The organism is Curtobacterium pusillum (assembly GCF_007680845.1).
GTDB classification, from domain to species: Bacteria; Actinomycetota; Actinomycetes; order Actinomycetales; family Microbacteriaceae; genus Curtobacterium; species Curtobacterium pusillum_B.
In genome coordinates this window covers 163,531-177,315 of sequence record NZ_VEIY01000004.1, presented here as the reverse complement: position 1 = coordinate 177,315, position 13,785 = coordinate 163,531, and the positions used below count along the sequence as shown (strand labels likewise).

Genomic DNA, 13,785 nt, shown 5'->3' with positions numbered 1-13,785 from the left:
CCGCGCTACGCTCGTGCCGATGCGCGCGACCGTGCGGGACGTGGCTGCCCTCGCCGGGGTGTCGCCGAAGACCGTCTCCAACGTCATCAACGGCGGCGTCGCGGTGCGCCCGGAGACCCGCGAACGCGTGGAGCGCGCGCTCGCCGAACTCGACTACGTGCCGAACCTCTCCGCCCGCGGGCTCCGCAACGGCCGCTCCGGGGTGATCGCGTTGACCCTGCCGGAGATGGGGAGCGCCTACTCCGCCGAGCTCGCACAGTGGTTCGTCGAACTCGCCCGTGAGCGCGGGTGGACCGTGCAGCTCGACCAGACCGGCAACGACCCGGCCCGCGAGCGCGACCTGGTCTCCCGGGCGCGGGCGCACCTCGTCGACGGGCTCATCCTCAACCCGGTGTCGCTCAGCGGGAGCGTCCTCGCCGGCGCCGAGGGGCTGCCACCGACCGTCGTGATCGGCGAGGTCGAACCCGAGCACGTCGACCAGGTGCACGTCGACAGCCCGGCCGCGGCCGAGCAGGTCACGACCTACCTGCTGTCCCGCGGGCACCGGCGGATCGCGATCGCCGGGGCCGCGCTCGCCGAGGGTGCGACGGCCACCAGCGAACTGCGCGAGTCCGGCTACACCGCCGCCCTCGCGGCCGCGGGGATCGAACCGGATCCGGCGCTGCGGGTCCCGCTGCCCGCGTGGTCGACGAGCGCCGCGGCGACGGCGTTCGCGGCGTGGCTCGACGAGCACCCGCTGCCGGACGCGGTGTTCGCATTCACGGACTCGATCGCGTTCGGGGTGCTGCACGTGCTCGCTGCCCGCGGGGTCCGGGTGCCCGAGCAGGTGAGCGTGATGGGGTTCGACGACGTCGACGGTGCCGCGTACGCGATCCCGGCGCTGAGCACGGTGTCGTTCGACCGGCGGGCGTTCGCCACCGCGGCGCTCGATCTGCTCACCCAGCGGATCGAGGACCGGGACGCGCAGCCGCGCACCGTCGTGATCCCGCACCGGATCGTCGAACGCGCGAGCGTCGCCGGCCGGTGACCCCGGGCGACGTCGGCGCCCGTGCGCGCGTACGCTCCGCCGCATGACCGCCTCCGACCCCGTCATGCCGACGCTCGTCGCGACCGTGCTGCAGTCCCCCGAGCCGATCGCGCTCGCCCGGTTCTACGGGGCGCTCACGGGCTGGACCGTGCACGAGGACGGGCCGACCTGGCTCCGGGTGCGGCCGGACTCCGGCCCCGGGCTCTCGGTGCAGTTCGAGCCGGCGTACGTCGCACCGACCTGGCCCGGCACCGAGGACGCGCCGGGGATGCAGCTGCACCTCGACTTCCAGGTGGAGGACCTCGCCGGTGCCGTGGCCCGAGCCGAGGAGCTCGGTGCCCGCCAGGCGGAGTACCAGCCCCAGGAGGACGTCCGCGTGCTGCTCGACCCCGACGGACACCCGTTCTGCCTGTTCCTGCCGGGCGCCTGACGACCGGCCGCCGAACGGGGGCGGTCGGCCCGCCCCCGATCAGGCCGAGCGCGCCGGGTCGGTCGCGGCGAGCACCGCGGTCCGCGTCCGCGGGTCGCCGAGGATCCGGAAGTGGCCGCCGACGGGCAGCCGCACGTTGGTGGCCCCGACGAGCTCGCTACCCTCCGGGATGAGCGTGTCGAACACCCCGTACACCGAGGTGATCCGCGTGTTCACCTCGAGTTCCCGACCGAGCGCAGCGAGCACCGGGTCTGCCGCCCGGAACGCCCGGAGGTGCGGCACGGGGGCGAGCCGTGCCCACCCGGAGCCGCCGAACGGCGTCGAGACCGCGACCATCCGGTCGATGCGCCCGTCGTCGTCGTGGGTCATCGCGTACTTCCCGATGAGCCCGCCCTTGCTGTGCGTCACGAGCAGCACGCCGTGGAGGTCGAGTTCCTCGAGGGTCGCCAGGACCTCCCGCGCGGACTGCGGCACGGGCCGGAGGTTGTGCCGCAACACCGGCAGCACGTGCACCGGGTGACCGCGGTCGTGGAGGGCGTCCATGAGCGGGCGCATGAAGTGCCACGTCTCGTAGACCCCCGGCACGACGACGACCGGCTGGCCGTCGCCGTCCCGGTAGTCGTCGGCGGTGGTCGGTCCGAGGCTCCGGACCTGCCACCGGATCGCGTACCACCAGTCGAGTGCGGCCCATCGGGCCCGACGCAGCAACGGCAGGCGGACTGGAGGCGCGGCTCGGCCCGTGTCCGTCGGCCCGCCTCCGGACGTGGTCGGGTCGGTCATCGCAGGCCCTCGAGCGTCTGCACCCGCTGGAACTCGTCGACGAGCCGGGCGAAGGCGACCGGCTGGCGCTCCTGCACGTGGTGCGGCCCCGGAAGCTCGACGAGGACGCCCCGCTGCGCGGACGACGCCACCCACCCGGACCAGTCCTCGCGGGCGATCGGGTCCTGGGTGCCGCGGACGACGAGCACGGGCTGGGTGAGCCGCGGGACGGTGTCCTCGAGGCGGTGCCGGAGCATCGGCCGGAGCTCGCGGAGGTACTGCGGCACGCTCCGGAGGTAGTCGGTCGTGAGGACGGTGTTCATCCTGATCCCCTCGACGAACGAGTCCCGCGCGAGGTCGACCGCCTGGAGGATCGCCGACCGCCGCTCCGGCACGATCACCGGGCTGATGAGGACGACCGAGCGGACGATCCCGGGGTGGAGCCGCGCGGCCTCGGCGACGACCTGGGTACCCATGGACTGCCCGGCGAGGACCAGTTCGCCGGCCCCGGCGGACCGCACCGCGCGGACGACGAGGTCGCCGAGCTCCTCGATGGACAGCCGTCGTCCGGCGCCGGGGACCCCGCCGAAGCCGGGGAGGTCGACGCTCACGGTCCGGTGTCCGGCGGCGAGGGCCGCCTGCGACCGGTGGAACGAGCGGTGCGACATCCCGATCCCGTGCACGAGGACGACCGTCGGGGCGAGGGAGTCGCGTACGCGGCCCGCGGGAGCGAGGGTGTGGAGGCGCACCCGGAGTCCACCGACCTCGACCGTCTCGACCTTCGCACACACGACCTCGACCGTACGCGGCACTGCACAGTGCGGCGTCAGCGTCGTCATCGCCGGCGCATAGGGAAGCGGTGTGCACTCGTCCCCATGACCGACACCTCCCCCACGGGCCCCGCGGATCGCGACGACGCGTCCGTGGCCCACACCACGACGCCGACCCCGTCCGCCGAGCCCGCTCCCACGTACGCGCCCAGCCCGGCCGGCTGGGGAGCAGCTCCGACGCCGACCTCGACCGCGACGCTCGACGCCCCGGCCCCCGCCTCCGCTGACCCGTGGGGCGCGCAGAACCCCTCGGCACAACAGAACCCGTACGCGCAGCAGAACCCGTACTTCCAGCAGTCCGCGCACTCCGGTTCGTGGAACGCAGCGGCCCCGGCCGGCGCGACCCCGTGGTACGGGTCGGCGGGCACCACGAAGCGCAAGAGCGGACCGAAGCCCCCGTGGTTCTGGCCCGTGGTCGCGGTGGCCGTCGGGATCGCGGCACTCCTGGTCGGCGGCGGCATCGGGTTCGCCATCGGCCACGCGATCGGCGCGCACACGAGCACGTCGACCACGCAGGTGCCGGGCACGAACGGCGGGACGAACCAGTTCCCCGGCGGCGGCACCGGACAGTTCCCGGGCAACGGCACGCAGGGCGGCACCGGGACGGGTACCGGCACCGGGACGGGCACGGGCACCGGCACGGGTACAGGTTCGGACACGAGCGGTTCCGCTTCGAACAGCTGAGCGCTACGCTCCGGGCATGCGCAAGGTCACCGCGGGCCTGTTCACCTCCGTCGACACCGTCGTGGACGAGCCGTACAAGTTCCAGTACGACAGCTTCGACGACGAGCTCGGCGCCGGGATGGGCGCGTTCATGTCCCGGACCGACACCGTGCTCCTCGGGCGGAACAGCTACCTCGAGTGGGCCGAGTGGTGGCCGGCCCACCCCGAGGACGGCTTCGGGCAGTGGATCAACCCGATGCCGAAGTACGTGGCCTCGACCACGCTCGGCGACGACCTGGCGTGGGAGAACAGCACGCGGATCACGGGCGACCTGGACGACTTCGTCCGGGACCTCCGGGAGCAGGACGGTGCCGACATCGCCGTGTGCGGGAGCATCACGGTCGTCCGGCACCTCTTGTTCGCCGGGCTCCTCGACGAACTGCAGCTCATGGTGCACCCGGCGATCGCCGGTGCCGGCCGGAAGCTCTTCGAGCCGACGGACCCGCCCACGCGCCTGCGGCTGGTCGAGAGCACCGTGACGAGCAAGGGCAACGTCCTGAGCACCTACGCGCGGCTCGACGCCTGACGGAGCCGCACCGCGCCTCCCGTCCCTGCCCGTCAGACGGGGCACCCAACCGCGCGTACCCTCGGTGGTGACCATCTCGCCACCAGAGGAAAGCCGGATCAGCATGCCCCAGGACACCCGCCCGCACGTCGTCATCGTCGGCGGTGGATTCGCCGGTGTCGCCGCCATGCGCGAGCTCGCCGATGCGCCGGTGCGGGTCACCCTGGTCGACCGTCACGTCTACAACATGTTCCAGCCCCTCATGTACCAGGTGGCAACGGGCGGGCTGAACGCCGGCGACGTGACGTACTTCCTCCGGAGCCTCCGGGCGAAGCAGGCGAACGCCGAGTTCCGGCACGGCCTGCTCACCGGCATCGACACCGACCAGCGCGTCGCGGAGATGTCCGACGGGGAGCACCTGCACTACGACTGGCTGATCCTCGCGAACGGCGTGAACACGAGCTACTTCGGCACACCGGGTGCGTACGAGTACGCGTACTCGATGTACTCCCGCTCCCAGGCGCTCCGGATCCGCGACGAGCTCTTCACCCGCCTCGAGCAGGCTGCGGCGAAGCAGGGCCCCGACGAGATCAAGATCGTCATCGTCGGCGGCGGGGCGACCGGCGTCGAGATGGCCGGCGCGCTCGCGGAGCTCCGCGACCAGGCACTCGTCGGCGCCTACCCGGAGATCGAGCGCGGCAACATCTCGATCACCCTCGTGCACCGGAGCGGTGAGCTCCTCAAGCCGTTCGCACCGCGACTGCGTCGGTACGCGGCGAAGGTCCTGCGGAAGCGCGGGGTCGTGCTGCGGCTCAACACCGGCGTGTCCGAGGTGAAGCCGGACGGCGTGATGACCGCCTCGGGTGAGTTCATCCCCGCGTCGCAGGTCATCTGGGCCACCGGCGTCGCCGCCCACAAGGAGGTCTCGGGCTGGGGCATGCCGCAGACCTCCGGTGGGCGCATCCAGGTGAACGACGACCTCAGCGTGAAGGGCGTCGAGCGCATCTTCTCCGCCGGCGACATCGCCGCGCAGGACGACGCCCTCGCGCAGCTCGCCCAGCCCGCACTGCAGGGCGGACGCCACTCGGCGCGGCAGATCAAGCGCCTGCTCGAGGGCAAGCCGACCGAGCACTTCAAGTACTTCGACAAGGGCACCATGGCGACGATCGGCACGAACGCCGCGGTCGCGCAGCTCCGTGGCGGGATCACGATGGTCGGGCCGGTGGCGTGGGCGGCATGGGTCGCGGTGCACATCGCGTCGCTCCTCGGCAACGGCAACCGGCTGTCGACGCTGTCGCACTTCTTCGTGCGCTACCTGTGGTTCATGCGGAAGCGGGCGATCCCGATCGTCGGCGACGTCCGGCCCGTGCGGCCGAACGGCGACCGCGAGCCGGAGCCGTGGCAGATGCAGAAGGCGGAGTAGCGCCGGGCTGGGGGCGCGGGGCGGGGGCGCGCCGCGGGGGCGGGGCGCCTCCCGGCCGCGGCGCGGGTCCCGGGCGCGCGTTCGGGACGCGTCTGCGACATTGCGCGTGTCGATCGACGCGTGCCGTGTCGGAGGATGCGCACGGATGCGCTGCGTGTGCATGTTCCGACGTCGCACGCGTCGATCGACGGGTGGAGTGTCGCGGAACCGGCAGCCCGGCCCCGCGCCGGCCCCGCGCCCGCCCCCGCGCGGCGCCCCCCGCGCCGCCTACGCCCGGCGGGCCGCCGCCACGTCGAAGTACGCGCCGGCAGCGATGTCCTCGAGCAGCCCCGGGCCGGTGGGCTCCCACCCGAGGAGCTCCCGCGTACGGTCCGACGTCGCCGACATCTCCATGCCGAAGAACCGGCCGATGAACCCGAAGTGGCGCTCGGCGTCGGCCGGGTCCACCGAGGTCACGGGCAGCCCGAGTCCCTCGCCGATGGCCACCGCGATCGCCCGGGTCGGGATCCCGCTCTCGGCGACGGCGTGGAGGCGCGTGCCAGCCGGCGCCTGCTCGAGCCCGAGCCGGACGAGTCGTGCGGCATCGGTGACGTGGACCGCGGCCCAGTGGTTCGTCCCGTCGCCGACGTAGCCGGAGACACCGGTGGAGCGGGCCGCGCCGACAATCGCCGCGATGAAGCCGTGGTCGCCGGTGCCGTGCGTCGTCGGGCTGAACCGGGCGGCGATCGTCCGGACGCCCTGCTCGACGAAGTCGAACCCGCGGTTCTCGCTGCCGCCGCGCATGCTGTCCGGGCCGACGAACGGGTTGGCGTCCTCCTCGGTGGACGGCCGCCCCTGTGCGAGCCCGGCGACACCCGAGGCGACGACGAACGGGCGATCGGTGCCGACCAGCGCCGAACCGATCGTCTCGACGGCGGCGCGCTCGCTGGCGTTGGTGGCGACCGGGTTCGCCCAGTCGTGCTTGTTGGCGAGGTGCAGCACACCCTCGGAGCCCTCGGCCCCGCGGCGGATGGCGTCGAGGTCGTCGAGGTCGCCGCGGAGGACGGTGACGCCCTTCGCCTCGAGGGCGGCCGCCGATGCGTCTGAGCGGGCGAGGCCGGTGACGGTGTGGCCGACGGCGAGGAGGTCGTCGACGGTGTGGGAGCCGATCCAGCCGGAGGCCCCGGTGACGAACACGTGCATGAGCTTTCCCTTCACAGGTGTCCACGACGTTGATGTCATGAACTGACATCACGCTAGCACTCGATGTCATGCACTGTCATCAGTAGACTCGGTACATGGCTCGTTGGCAACCCGGAACCCGTGAACGGCTGCAGGCGACCGCGCTGCAGCTCTTCGCGACGCAGGGGTACGACCAGACCACCGTCGCCGAGATCGCCGCGACGGCCGAGGTCACCGAGCGCACCTTCTTCCGGCACTTCGCCGACAAGCGCGAGGTGCTGTTCGCCGGCCAGGACGACTTCCTCGGCATGTTCACCGGCCCGATCCAGGCCGCCCCCGCCGATGCCCGGCCCTTCGAGCTCGTCCGGCTCGCGCTCGACGCCGCCGGCGCCTTCTTCCCCGAGGAACGGCGCCCGTGGTCCCGCGCCCGCCAGGGCATCATCGACGCCAACCCCGCACTCGGCGAACGGGAACTCGGCAAGCTCCAGTCGCTGAAGGTCCGGCTCGGTGAGGTCCTCCGCGAACGCGGGGTCGACGAACCGGCCGCCACGATCGCCGCCGAGACGGCCGTCACGGTCTTCCACCTGTCCTTCGCGCAGTGGATCGCGGCCGGCGAGGACCGACCCTTCGGCGCGATCGCCTCCGAGCGCCTCGCCGCCCTCACCGCGTTCGTGCACCCCGGTCGTTGAGGGCCCTCTTACCTTCCGCGAGCATCCTGGAACGCACCCCACCGGACCACCGCGTCCGGACGACATCGACCAGATCTCGCAGGAGGCGTCCGTGGCGACCACCGCGCTCTCGCCGGAGCAGACCGCCGGCACCACCGAGGCGACCGGCACCACCGGGGAAGCACCCGCACGCGCACGGGCGACCCCGCCGCCGCCGCTGACCCACCGCGCGCCGGCGCTCGACGGCCTCCGCACGGTGGCGATCCTCATCGTGATCCTCTACCACCTGCACGTCCCGCAGTTCGAGGGCGGGTTCATCGGCGTGACGGTCTTCTTCGTCCTCTCCGGGTTCCTCATCTCGACCCTGCTGCTCGGGGAGCACCGTCGCACCGGCCGGATCCGCCTCGGCTCGTTCTGGACGAAGCGCCTGCTGCGGCTGTACCCGGCGCTCCTCGCGCTCGTCGTCGTGGGACTCCTGCTCTGGAACTGGGTCGGCGACTACAAGGGCGCGTCGTTCTCCCCCGGCGAGGCGGCGTTCATCGCCCTGAGCTACACCGGCAACCTCTTCCGCTCGTACTGGGACACCACGCAGGGCGTCTTCGCGCACACGTGGAGCCTGTCGATGGAGGAGCAGTTCTACCTCGTGTGGCCGCCCGTCCTCGTGCTCCTGTTCGCGCTCCGGGCGCACCGGCGCTGGCTGATGACCGGACTCGGGGTCGTCATGGTCGGCGGGGCCCTCGCAGCGTGGATGACCTACCGGACGCCCGGCGGCGGTTCGACACCGGACGTGTACTTCTCCCCCGTGCTCGGGATCGTCCCGCTGGCGACGGGCTGCCTGCTCGCGCTCCTCCTCGACGACGCTCGCGTCCGGACGTGGGCTGCCGGTGTCGCCGGCCACCTCGGCACCTGGATCGGGATCGGGCTGCTCGCCGCGGTCCAGTTCTGGATCGACGACGACTGGACGCAGCACGCGTGGTCGTTCGGTGTGGTGCTGCCGGTGACCGGGCTCATCTCGGCGCTCCTCATCGGTGGACTGGTGTCCGTCCGGTCCCCGCTGTCCGTGGCCCTGGCGTGGACGCCGATGTCGTGGTTCGGCCGGCGCGTGTCGTACTCGGCGTACCTCTGGCACCCGCTCGTGATCGCCCTGCTCGGCACCTTCGCGATCGGTGCGTGGGGGAAGGTGTGGCTCGTCGGCGTGGCACTGCTCGTGGCCGTGGCGGCTGCGTACGCGGTCGAGGTGCCGGTCGAGAAGGCGCGGGCTCGAATCCGTGAGGCGCGCCGGCTGCGCGCTTCCGACCGGGCAGCGCGGGACACGGCGGACGCGACCGCCTGAGCGGCGCGGCCGGCGGTGGCCGGACGCAACCGTCCGACGGACGGGAGGCGCGGGTCCGCCCCGCACCGTCCCTCCAGTCCGACGGTCTGCCGGACGGGAGGCGCGGGCCGGCCCCGCCCCGTCCCTCCAGTCCGACGGTCAGTCGCGGGAGCGACGCCGGCCGACCAGCAGCAGCACCACCGCTCCGACCACGAGGACGACCGCGACGGTCGGCGGCACCCGGAACGCGAGGTCCTCGACGACGAGGCCCACCCCGCGTCCCGCGACCAGGACCCGTGCGGCGACCACGAGCACGACCAGGACGACGACCGCACCCGCCACGGTCACGACGACGAGCGACGCCCGCCCGAGCGGGGCGACCGCGCGCGGAGCACGTCGTCGCCACCAGACGATCGCCGCGACCAGCAGCGCGACGAGTCCGAGCACACTCGAGAGGTCCTGCACGAGGGCCCACCACGGGTACCCGGGGACCACGTCGTCCCGGAGCGCCGGGACCGCCCGGACACCCCAGCCGGCATCGTGGGAGAAGGCGTCCCAGACCACGTGCGTCGCGATCCCGACGAGGCACGCGACGATCACCGCGACCGCGCCGCGCAGCGACCACCGCGGACGGCGACCCCAGTCCTCCGGGAGTCGCGCACGCACCCCGGGCACCGCACCCGCCCACGCCGGGCGGACGAGCCACCACCACACGGCGAGCACCACGAGCGCGACCACCGGGTCGATCGTCACGACGCCCGTCCACGAGTGCGTGAACGTGTACGGCGGCAGGAACGGCGCGAAGAGCACCGCGTCCGGCGCCATCGCACCGACGGCGACCGCGGCGACGGGCAGCGGCGTGCGTCGGGCAGCGAGGGCGACCACGGTGTGACTGACGGTGAAGGGCACTCCCCGAGCATGACGGGCATCGGCGGCAGTGCGCTTCGGCCGCGGGGATGACCCGGCTGTGCCGCGCGCGGTCGGCCGCCCGTAGGCTCGGGCCGTGACCACGGAGCGCGTCGACGTCCTCGTCGTCGGGGGTGGGCCCGTCGGCCTGTTCGCGGCGGCACTCCTCGCGGTGCGGGGCGTCTCCGTCGCCGTCTGGGAGCGCCGCTCGGCAGCACCGACCGGATCCCGCGCGATCGGCATCCACCCGCCGTCCCTCGACGCCTTCGCGGCGATCGGACTCGACGGACCCGTGCTCGCCGAGGCCACCCGGGTCCGCAGCGGCGTCGCCCGGAGCCGCGGGCGGGAGATCGGGCGCCTGTCGTTCGACCGCGCCTCCGCCACGCACCCGTACGTCGCGACCCTCGACCAGCACCGGACCGAGTCCCTGCTGCGGTCCCGCCTCGAGGCGGCGGCACCCGGAGCGCTGCGTGTCGGGGTCTCGCTGACCGGACTCGAACGGCACCGCGACCACGTCGACGCGACCGGCGTCGGTCCCTCCGGGGCGCCCGTGTCCGTCCGCGCCGCGTTCGTCGTCGGCGCGGACGGCGCCCGGAGCGTCACCCGCGACCTGCTCGGCATCGGCACGAGCGGGCGGGACTACCCCGACCGGTACGTCATGGGCGACTTCGCCGACGTCGAGGACCCGGCGGACCGCACGGCCGCCCTCGTCGACGTCGGGCCCGCCGGGGTGGTCGAGTCGTTCCCGCTGCCCGGAGGGCGACGGCGCTACGTGGCGCTGGTGCCGTCGGACTTCGCGGCGGAGTCTCCGGACGGTGCCGCTCGGGTCGCGTCCATCGTGGCCGACCGCACCGGCGTCGCCCTGGACCCCTCGACCTGCACCATGCTGAGCGGCTTCCGCGTCCGACGACGCGCGGCCGACCGGGTCGGCCTCGGGCGCGTCGTGCTCGCGGGGGACGCCGCACACGAGATCAGCCCGATCGGCGGGCAGGGCATGAACCTCGGCTGGTTGGACGCCGCAGAGTTGGCCCCGCTCCTCGCCGATGCCGTCGCCTCGGGTGCGGCCGGACCGTGGCCGGAGTACGCCAGGCGGCGGCAGGCGGTCGCGCGCCGAGCGGCGCGGCAGGCGGAGGTCAACATGGCGCTCGGCCGGCCGCTGCGTGCGGTCGGGGCGGTCGGACGGGAGGCGCTGCTCCGGACGGTCCTGTCCCTCCCGACCGCGGACGGGCTGGCCGGGGTCTACGCGATGCGGTGGGCGTAGGCGCTGTGGCCTGCTTTCTCGTCTAGGCGACGAGGCGGGCGCCGGCGAGGCCGAGCTCGACCACCAGGACGAGCGACGACGCGATCACCAGCCGGAAGAGCGTCCGCGACGCCCGCCCCGCCACCACCAGCCGCACACCCACCGCCGCGAGCACGACCACCACGGCCGTCCCCAGCACCGCGAGCACCACCCCCGCACCACGGACCGGATCATCCCCGAGCACCTGCCCGCCGAGCACGAGCAGCGCGGCGACCACGAGCGCGCCGAACGCCGTCACCCCCGCACCCCGGAGCCCGAGTCGGTGCGGGAACCCGTGCACGCCCGTCGCCGCGTCGTCCACCAGGTCGGGCAGCACGTTCGTGCAGTGGATCGCGACGCCGAACACCGCCCCCGTCGCCAGCGCCCACCACGCCGGCCACGCCCCGTCCGGTCCCGCGGCGACGGCGACCACGGGCAGGAGCCCGAACGCGACGACGAACGGGACCACCGACCACACGGTCCGCTTGAGACCGGCGTCGTACGCCCAACCCGCGGCGACGAGCACGAGGTGCGCGACCGCGGCGACCGGGCCGAGGAACAGCGACAGCACCACGGCGACGCCGGCCGTGCCGAACGCCGCCGTGCGCACCGTGCCGACCGCGATGAGCCCCTGCGCGACGGGCTTGTCACTCCGACCCACCGCCCTGTCACGGTCGGCATCGATCCAGTCGTTGGCCAGGCCGATCGAGAGCTGGCCGGCGACCACCGTCAGCGCCACGAGGACCACGAGCCACGAGGGGTGTCCGACCGCGGCGGCGATCACGGCCGCGAGCACCGTCACGGTCACGGTCGGCCCGGGGTGGGACGACGCGACGAGCAGGCGGGCGGTGGAGGGCCTGCGGGTGGGGGTCACACGGTCAGCGTACGGACGGGCCGCTGGTGCCGCCGCTCGACTCCTGGAGGGGCTCGAACGTCACCTGGTCGTGCTTCGTCGTGGCGTACCGGCGTCCGGGGTAGCGGAGACCGCCGAAGTACATGTTCGTGTGCGCGACGATCTGTTCCGCGGTGATGACGACGCCGTCGTGCTCGCTGTCCGTCGTCGTGTGCGCATCGGACACGAGCGTGACATCGAGGCCACGAGCGGCCGCGGCCTGCGTCGTCGTCCGGATGCAGTAGTCGCTCTGTGCGCCCGCGACGACGAGGTGCTCCACACGCAACGCCTCCAGGACCTCCGCCAGGTCGGTGCCGACGAAGGAGTCGCGGTACTCCTTCCGGACCAAGGGCTCGTCGTCCCGGCGCTCGAGCGGTGCCGCCAGCTGCCACGCTTCGGTCCCTTCCGCGAAGTCACCGTGGTCCTGCACCCAGATCACGGGCACGTTCGCCGTCCGTGCGCGGTCGACGAGCTTCGCGACGCGACCGAGGACGCCGTCACGGTCGAGACAGTCCTGGACGACGCCCCGCTGGAGGTCGATCACGAGGAGTGCTGTGGGTGTGGGCATAAATCGATCCTCCCAGGTGGGGTGTGCGTCGCGGAAGGGAGCCACCGGCTAGCGCAGGCGCTCGAGGAGCGCGCTCGCCACGGCAGCACCCGAGGCGGGGTTCTGCCCAGTGATGAGGTTGCCGTCGACCTCGATGTGCGGTGCCCACGCCGGCCCTCCGGTCACCGTCGCGCCGTTCTCCCGAGCGTTCACACGTGCCTTCGGCGTTCCGCCGTCGACCTACCGGAAGCAGGGTCGGCGCTCGGAGTGACCACCGGACGGGACGCGCCGCCGTCAGCCCTGCGCGACCATCCGGTGCGCGAGGTCGAGGCGGGCACGGGATCGTGACGCGGGCAAGCGCCCGCTGATCTCGAGGGTGGCGAGCCCGTGGACGGTGGCCCACGCGACCTCGGCAACCGTGTCGTCCCCGCCGGGGAACGCGGCTCGGATTCCGGCGAAGGCACGACGGAGCGCGTCCGGACCGGTGCCGGAGCCGAACTCCAGGCCGGAGGGCATCGAGAACATGGCGTCGTAGACGTGCGGCTGCCCGGAGGCGAACTCGAGGTAGGCCCGCATCCGCGGCAGTGGTTCGGCGGGCACGGCTTCCAGTGCGTCCGCGATCGCCTCGAAGCCGCCGAGCGCGACCGCGTCGATGATCGCCTGCCGACCGCCGGCGAACGCGGAGTAGATGACCGGCTGCGTCACACCGATCTCGGCAGCCAGGCGACGGATCGTGACGGCGTCCCAGCCTTCGGCCGCCGCGACCTCGCGAGCAGCCCGGGCGATGCGGGCACGGCGGCGGTCGAGGTCAGGGGCTGGGCGAGGCATGACCCGACCGTAGCAGACCGACGTTAACTAACAACAGTAGACAACGGTCAGCGCGAACGCTATCGTCGTTACCGAACAACGTTAGCCAACCTCGGAAGGTCCCCTCTCATGGCTGTTGCAGCCCTCGTCGTCGCAGTCCTCGGCTGTCTCTTCATCCTCTTCATCGGTGTCCGGTTCCTCGTTGCGCCCTCGATCGCGACCGCCGGCTTCGGCGTCGCGGAGGACCGGAGACGCGCCTTCACGAGCATCAAGGGCGTCCGCGACATCACCTCCGGCATCGTGCCACTGGTCGTGCTCCTCACTGCCGGACCGCACGTGTTCGGATGGGTGCTCGTCGCGGCCGCCATCACCCCGATCGGCGACGCGATCATCGTCGTCACCAACGGCGGGACCCTCCGTCAGGCGCTCAGCGTGCACGGCGCCACCGCGCTCGTACTGGTCGTCGCCGGCCTCGTCCTCGCCCTCGTCTAGCCCGCTCACCACCGACCGGAAAGG

17 protein-coding genes are annotated in these 13,785 nt (G+C 73.2%); 9 read left to right on the top strand and 8 right to left on the bottom strand.

Features of this window, described 5'->3' with window-relative positions:
- Window positions 1-19: 19 nt before the first annotated feature.
- Window positions 20-1,027 (top strand): LacI family DNA-binding transcriptional regulator, encoded by a 1,008-nt coding sequence (locus FS825_RS11000; RefSeq protein ID WP_144712879.1) that lies wholly within the window; start codon window positions 20-22, stop codon window positions 1,025-1,027.
- Between the two features lie 43 nt (window positions 1,028-1,070).
- Window positions 1,071-1,457 (top strand): VOC family protein, encoded by a 387-nt coding sequence (locus FS825_RS10995; protein ID WP_260981131.1) that lies wholly within the window; start codon window positions 1,071-1,073, stop codon window positions 1,455-1,457.
- A gap of 39 nt (window positions 1,458-1,496) precedes the next feature.
- Here the strand turns inward: FS825_RS10995 and FS825_RS10990 are convergent, their stop codons facing one another.
- Window positions 1,497-2,237, bottom strand: a complete 741-nt coding sequence (locus tag FS825_RS10990) for an esterase/lipase family protein (RefSeq protein WP_144712877.1) — start codon at window positions 2,235-2,237, stop codon at window positions 1,497-1,499.
- Complete coding sequence (locus FS825_RS10985; RefSeq protein WP_186377195.1) at window positions 2,234-3,007, bottom strand: alpha/beta fold hydrolase; 774 nt, start codon at window positions 3,005-3,007, stop codon at window positions 2,234-2,236. Before FS825_RS10985 ends, FS825_RS10990 begins: the two co-directional genes overlap by 4 nt.
- Window positions 3,008-3,091: 84 nt before the next feature.
- Here FS825_RS10985 and FS825_RS10980 point away from each other — a divergent pair, with 84 nt between their 5' ends.
- From FS825_RS10980 to FS825_RS10970, 3 genes are all read left to right on the top strand, one after another.
- A complete protein-coding gene (locus FS825_RS10980) occupies window positions 3,092-3,730 on the top strand; it encodes a hypothetical protein (RefSeq protein ID WP_144712873.1) in 639 nt (212 codons plus the stop codon).
- Between the two features lie 16 nt (window positions 3,731-3,746).
- Window positions 3,747-4,295: a dihydrofolate reductase family protein gene (locus FS825_RS10975; RefSeq protein ID WP_144712871.1), complete on the top strand. Its 549-nt coding sequence runs from the start codon at window positions 3,747-3,749 to the stop codon at window positions 4,293-4,295.
- A 103-nt stretch (window positions 4,296-4,398) separates the two neighbouring features.
- A complete protein-coding gene (locus FS825_RS10970) occupies window positions 4,399-5,697 on the top strand; it encodes an NAD(P)/FAD-dependent oxidoreductase (RefSeq protein ID WP_144712869.1) in 1,299 nt (432 codons plus the stop codon).
- 267 nt (window positions 5,698-5,964) lie between these two features.
- Here FS825_RS10970 and FS825_RS10965 read toward each other — a convergent pair whose 3' ends face one another.
- Window positions 5,965-6,879, bottom strand: coding sequence for an SDR family oxidoreductase (locus FS825_RS10965; RefSeq protein ID WP_144712867.1), 915 nt, complete (start codon window positions 6,877-6,879; stop codon window positions 5,965-5,967).
- A gap of 95 nt (window positions 6,880-6,974) precedes the next feature.
- Here FS825_RS10965 and FS825_RS10960 point away from each other — a divergent pair, with 95 nt between their 5' ends.
- Window positions 6,975-7,547 carry a TetR/AcrR family transcriptional regulator gene (locus FS825_RS10960; protein ID WP_144712866.1) on the top strand — a complete coding sequence of 191 codons (573 nt, stop codon included), beginning with the start codon at window positions 6,975-6,977 and terminating at the stop codon, window positions 7,545-7,547.
- A gap of 91 nt (window positions 7,548-7,638) precedes the next feature.
- The gene (locus FS825_RS10955) at window positions 7,639-8,859 is read left to right on the top strand and encodes an acyltransferase family protein (protein ID WP_186377194.1); all 1,221 of its coding nucleotides are present in this window, start codon (window positions 7,639-7,641) and stop codon (window positions 8,857-8,859) included.
- Window positions 8,860-8,997: 138 nt separating this feature from the next.
- Here the strand turns inward: FS825_RS10955 and FS825_RS10950 are convergent, their stop codons facing one another.
- Entirely contained in the window at window positions 8,998-9,747 is a 750-nt protein-coding gene (locus tag FS825_RS10950) for a DUF4184 family protein (RefSeq protein ID WP_186377193.1), read from the bottom strand.
- Between the two features lie 94 nt (window positions 9,748-9,841).
- Between FS825_RS10950 and FS825_RS10945 the strand changes: the two genes are divergently transcribed.
- A complete protein-coding gene (locus tag FS825_RS10945) occupies window positions 9,842-11,005 on the top strand; it encodes an FAD-dependent oxidoreductase (protein ID WP_144712860.1) in 1,164 nt (387 codons plus the stop codon).
- Between the two features lie 22 nt (window positions 11,006-11,027).
- Here FS825_RS10945 and FS825_RS10940 read toward each other — a convergent pair whose 3' ends face one another.
- From FS825_RS10940 to FS825_RS10925, 4 genes are all read right to left on the bottom strand, one after another.
- Window positions 11,028-11,897 carry a UbiA family prenyltransferase gene (locus tag FS825_RS10940; RefSeq protein WP_144712859.1) on the bottom strand — a complete coding sequence of 290 codons (870 nt, stop codon included), beginning with the start codon at window positions 11,895-11,897 and terminating at the stop codon, window positions 11,028-11,030.
- A 4-nt stretch (window positions 11,898-11,901) separates the two neighbouring features.
- Window positions 11,902-12,483, bottom strand: a complete 582-nt coding sequence (locus tag FS825_RS10935) for a cysteine hydrolase family protein (protein ID WP_144712857.1) — start codon at window positions 12,481-12,483, stop codon at window positions 11,902-11,904.
- A gap of 48 nt (window positions 12,484-12,531) precedes the next feature.
- A complete protein-coding gene (locus FS825_RS10930) occupies window positions 12,532-12,675 on the bottom strand; it encodes a hypothetical protein (RefSeq protein ID WP_222126920.1) in 144 nt (47 codons plus the stop codon).
- Between the two features lie 81 nt (window positions 12,676-12,756).
- Window positions 12,757-13,290, bottom strand: coding sequence for a TetR-like C-terminal domain-containing protein (locus FS825_RS10925; protein WP_144712855.1), 534 nt, complete (start codon window positions 13,288-13,290; stop codon window positions 12,757-12,759).
- Between the two features lie 108 nt (window positions 13,291-13,398).
- Here FS825_RS10925 and FS825_RS10920 point away from each other — a divergent pair, with 108 nt between their 5' ends.
- On the top strand, window positions 13,399-13,761 hold the full coding sequence (locus tag FS825_RS10920) for a DUF4267 domain-containing protein (protein WP_144712854.1): 363 nt from the start codon (window positions 13,399-13,401) through the stop codon (window positions 13,759-13,761).
- Window positions 13,762-13,785: the final 24 nt, after the last annotated feature.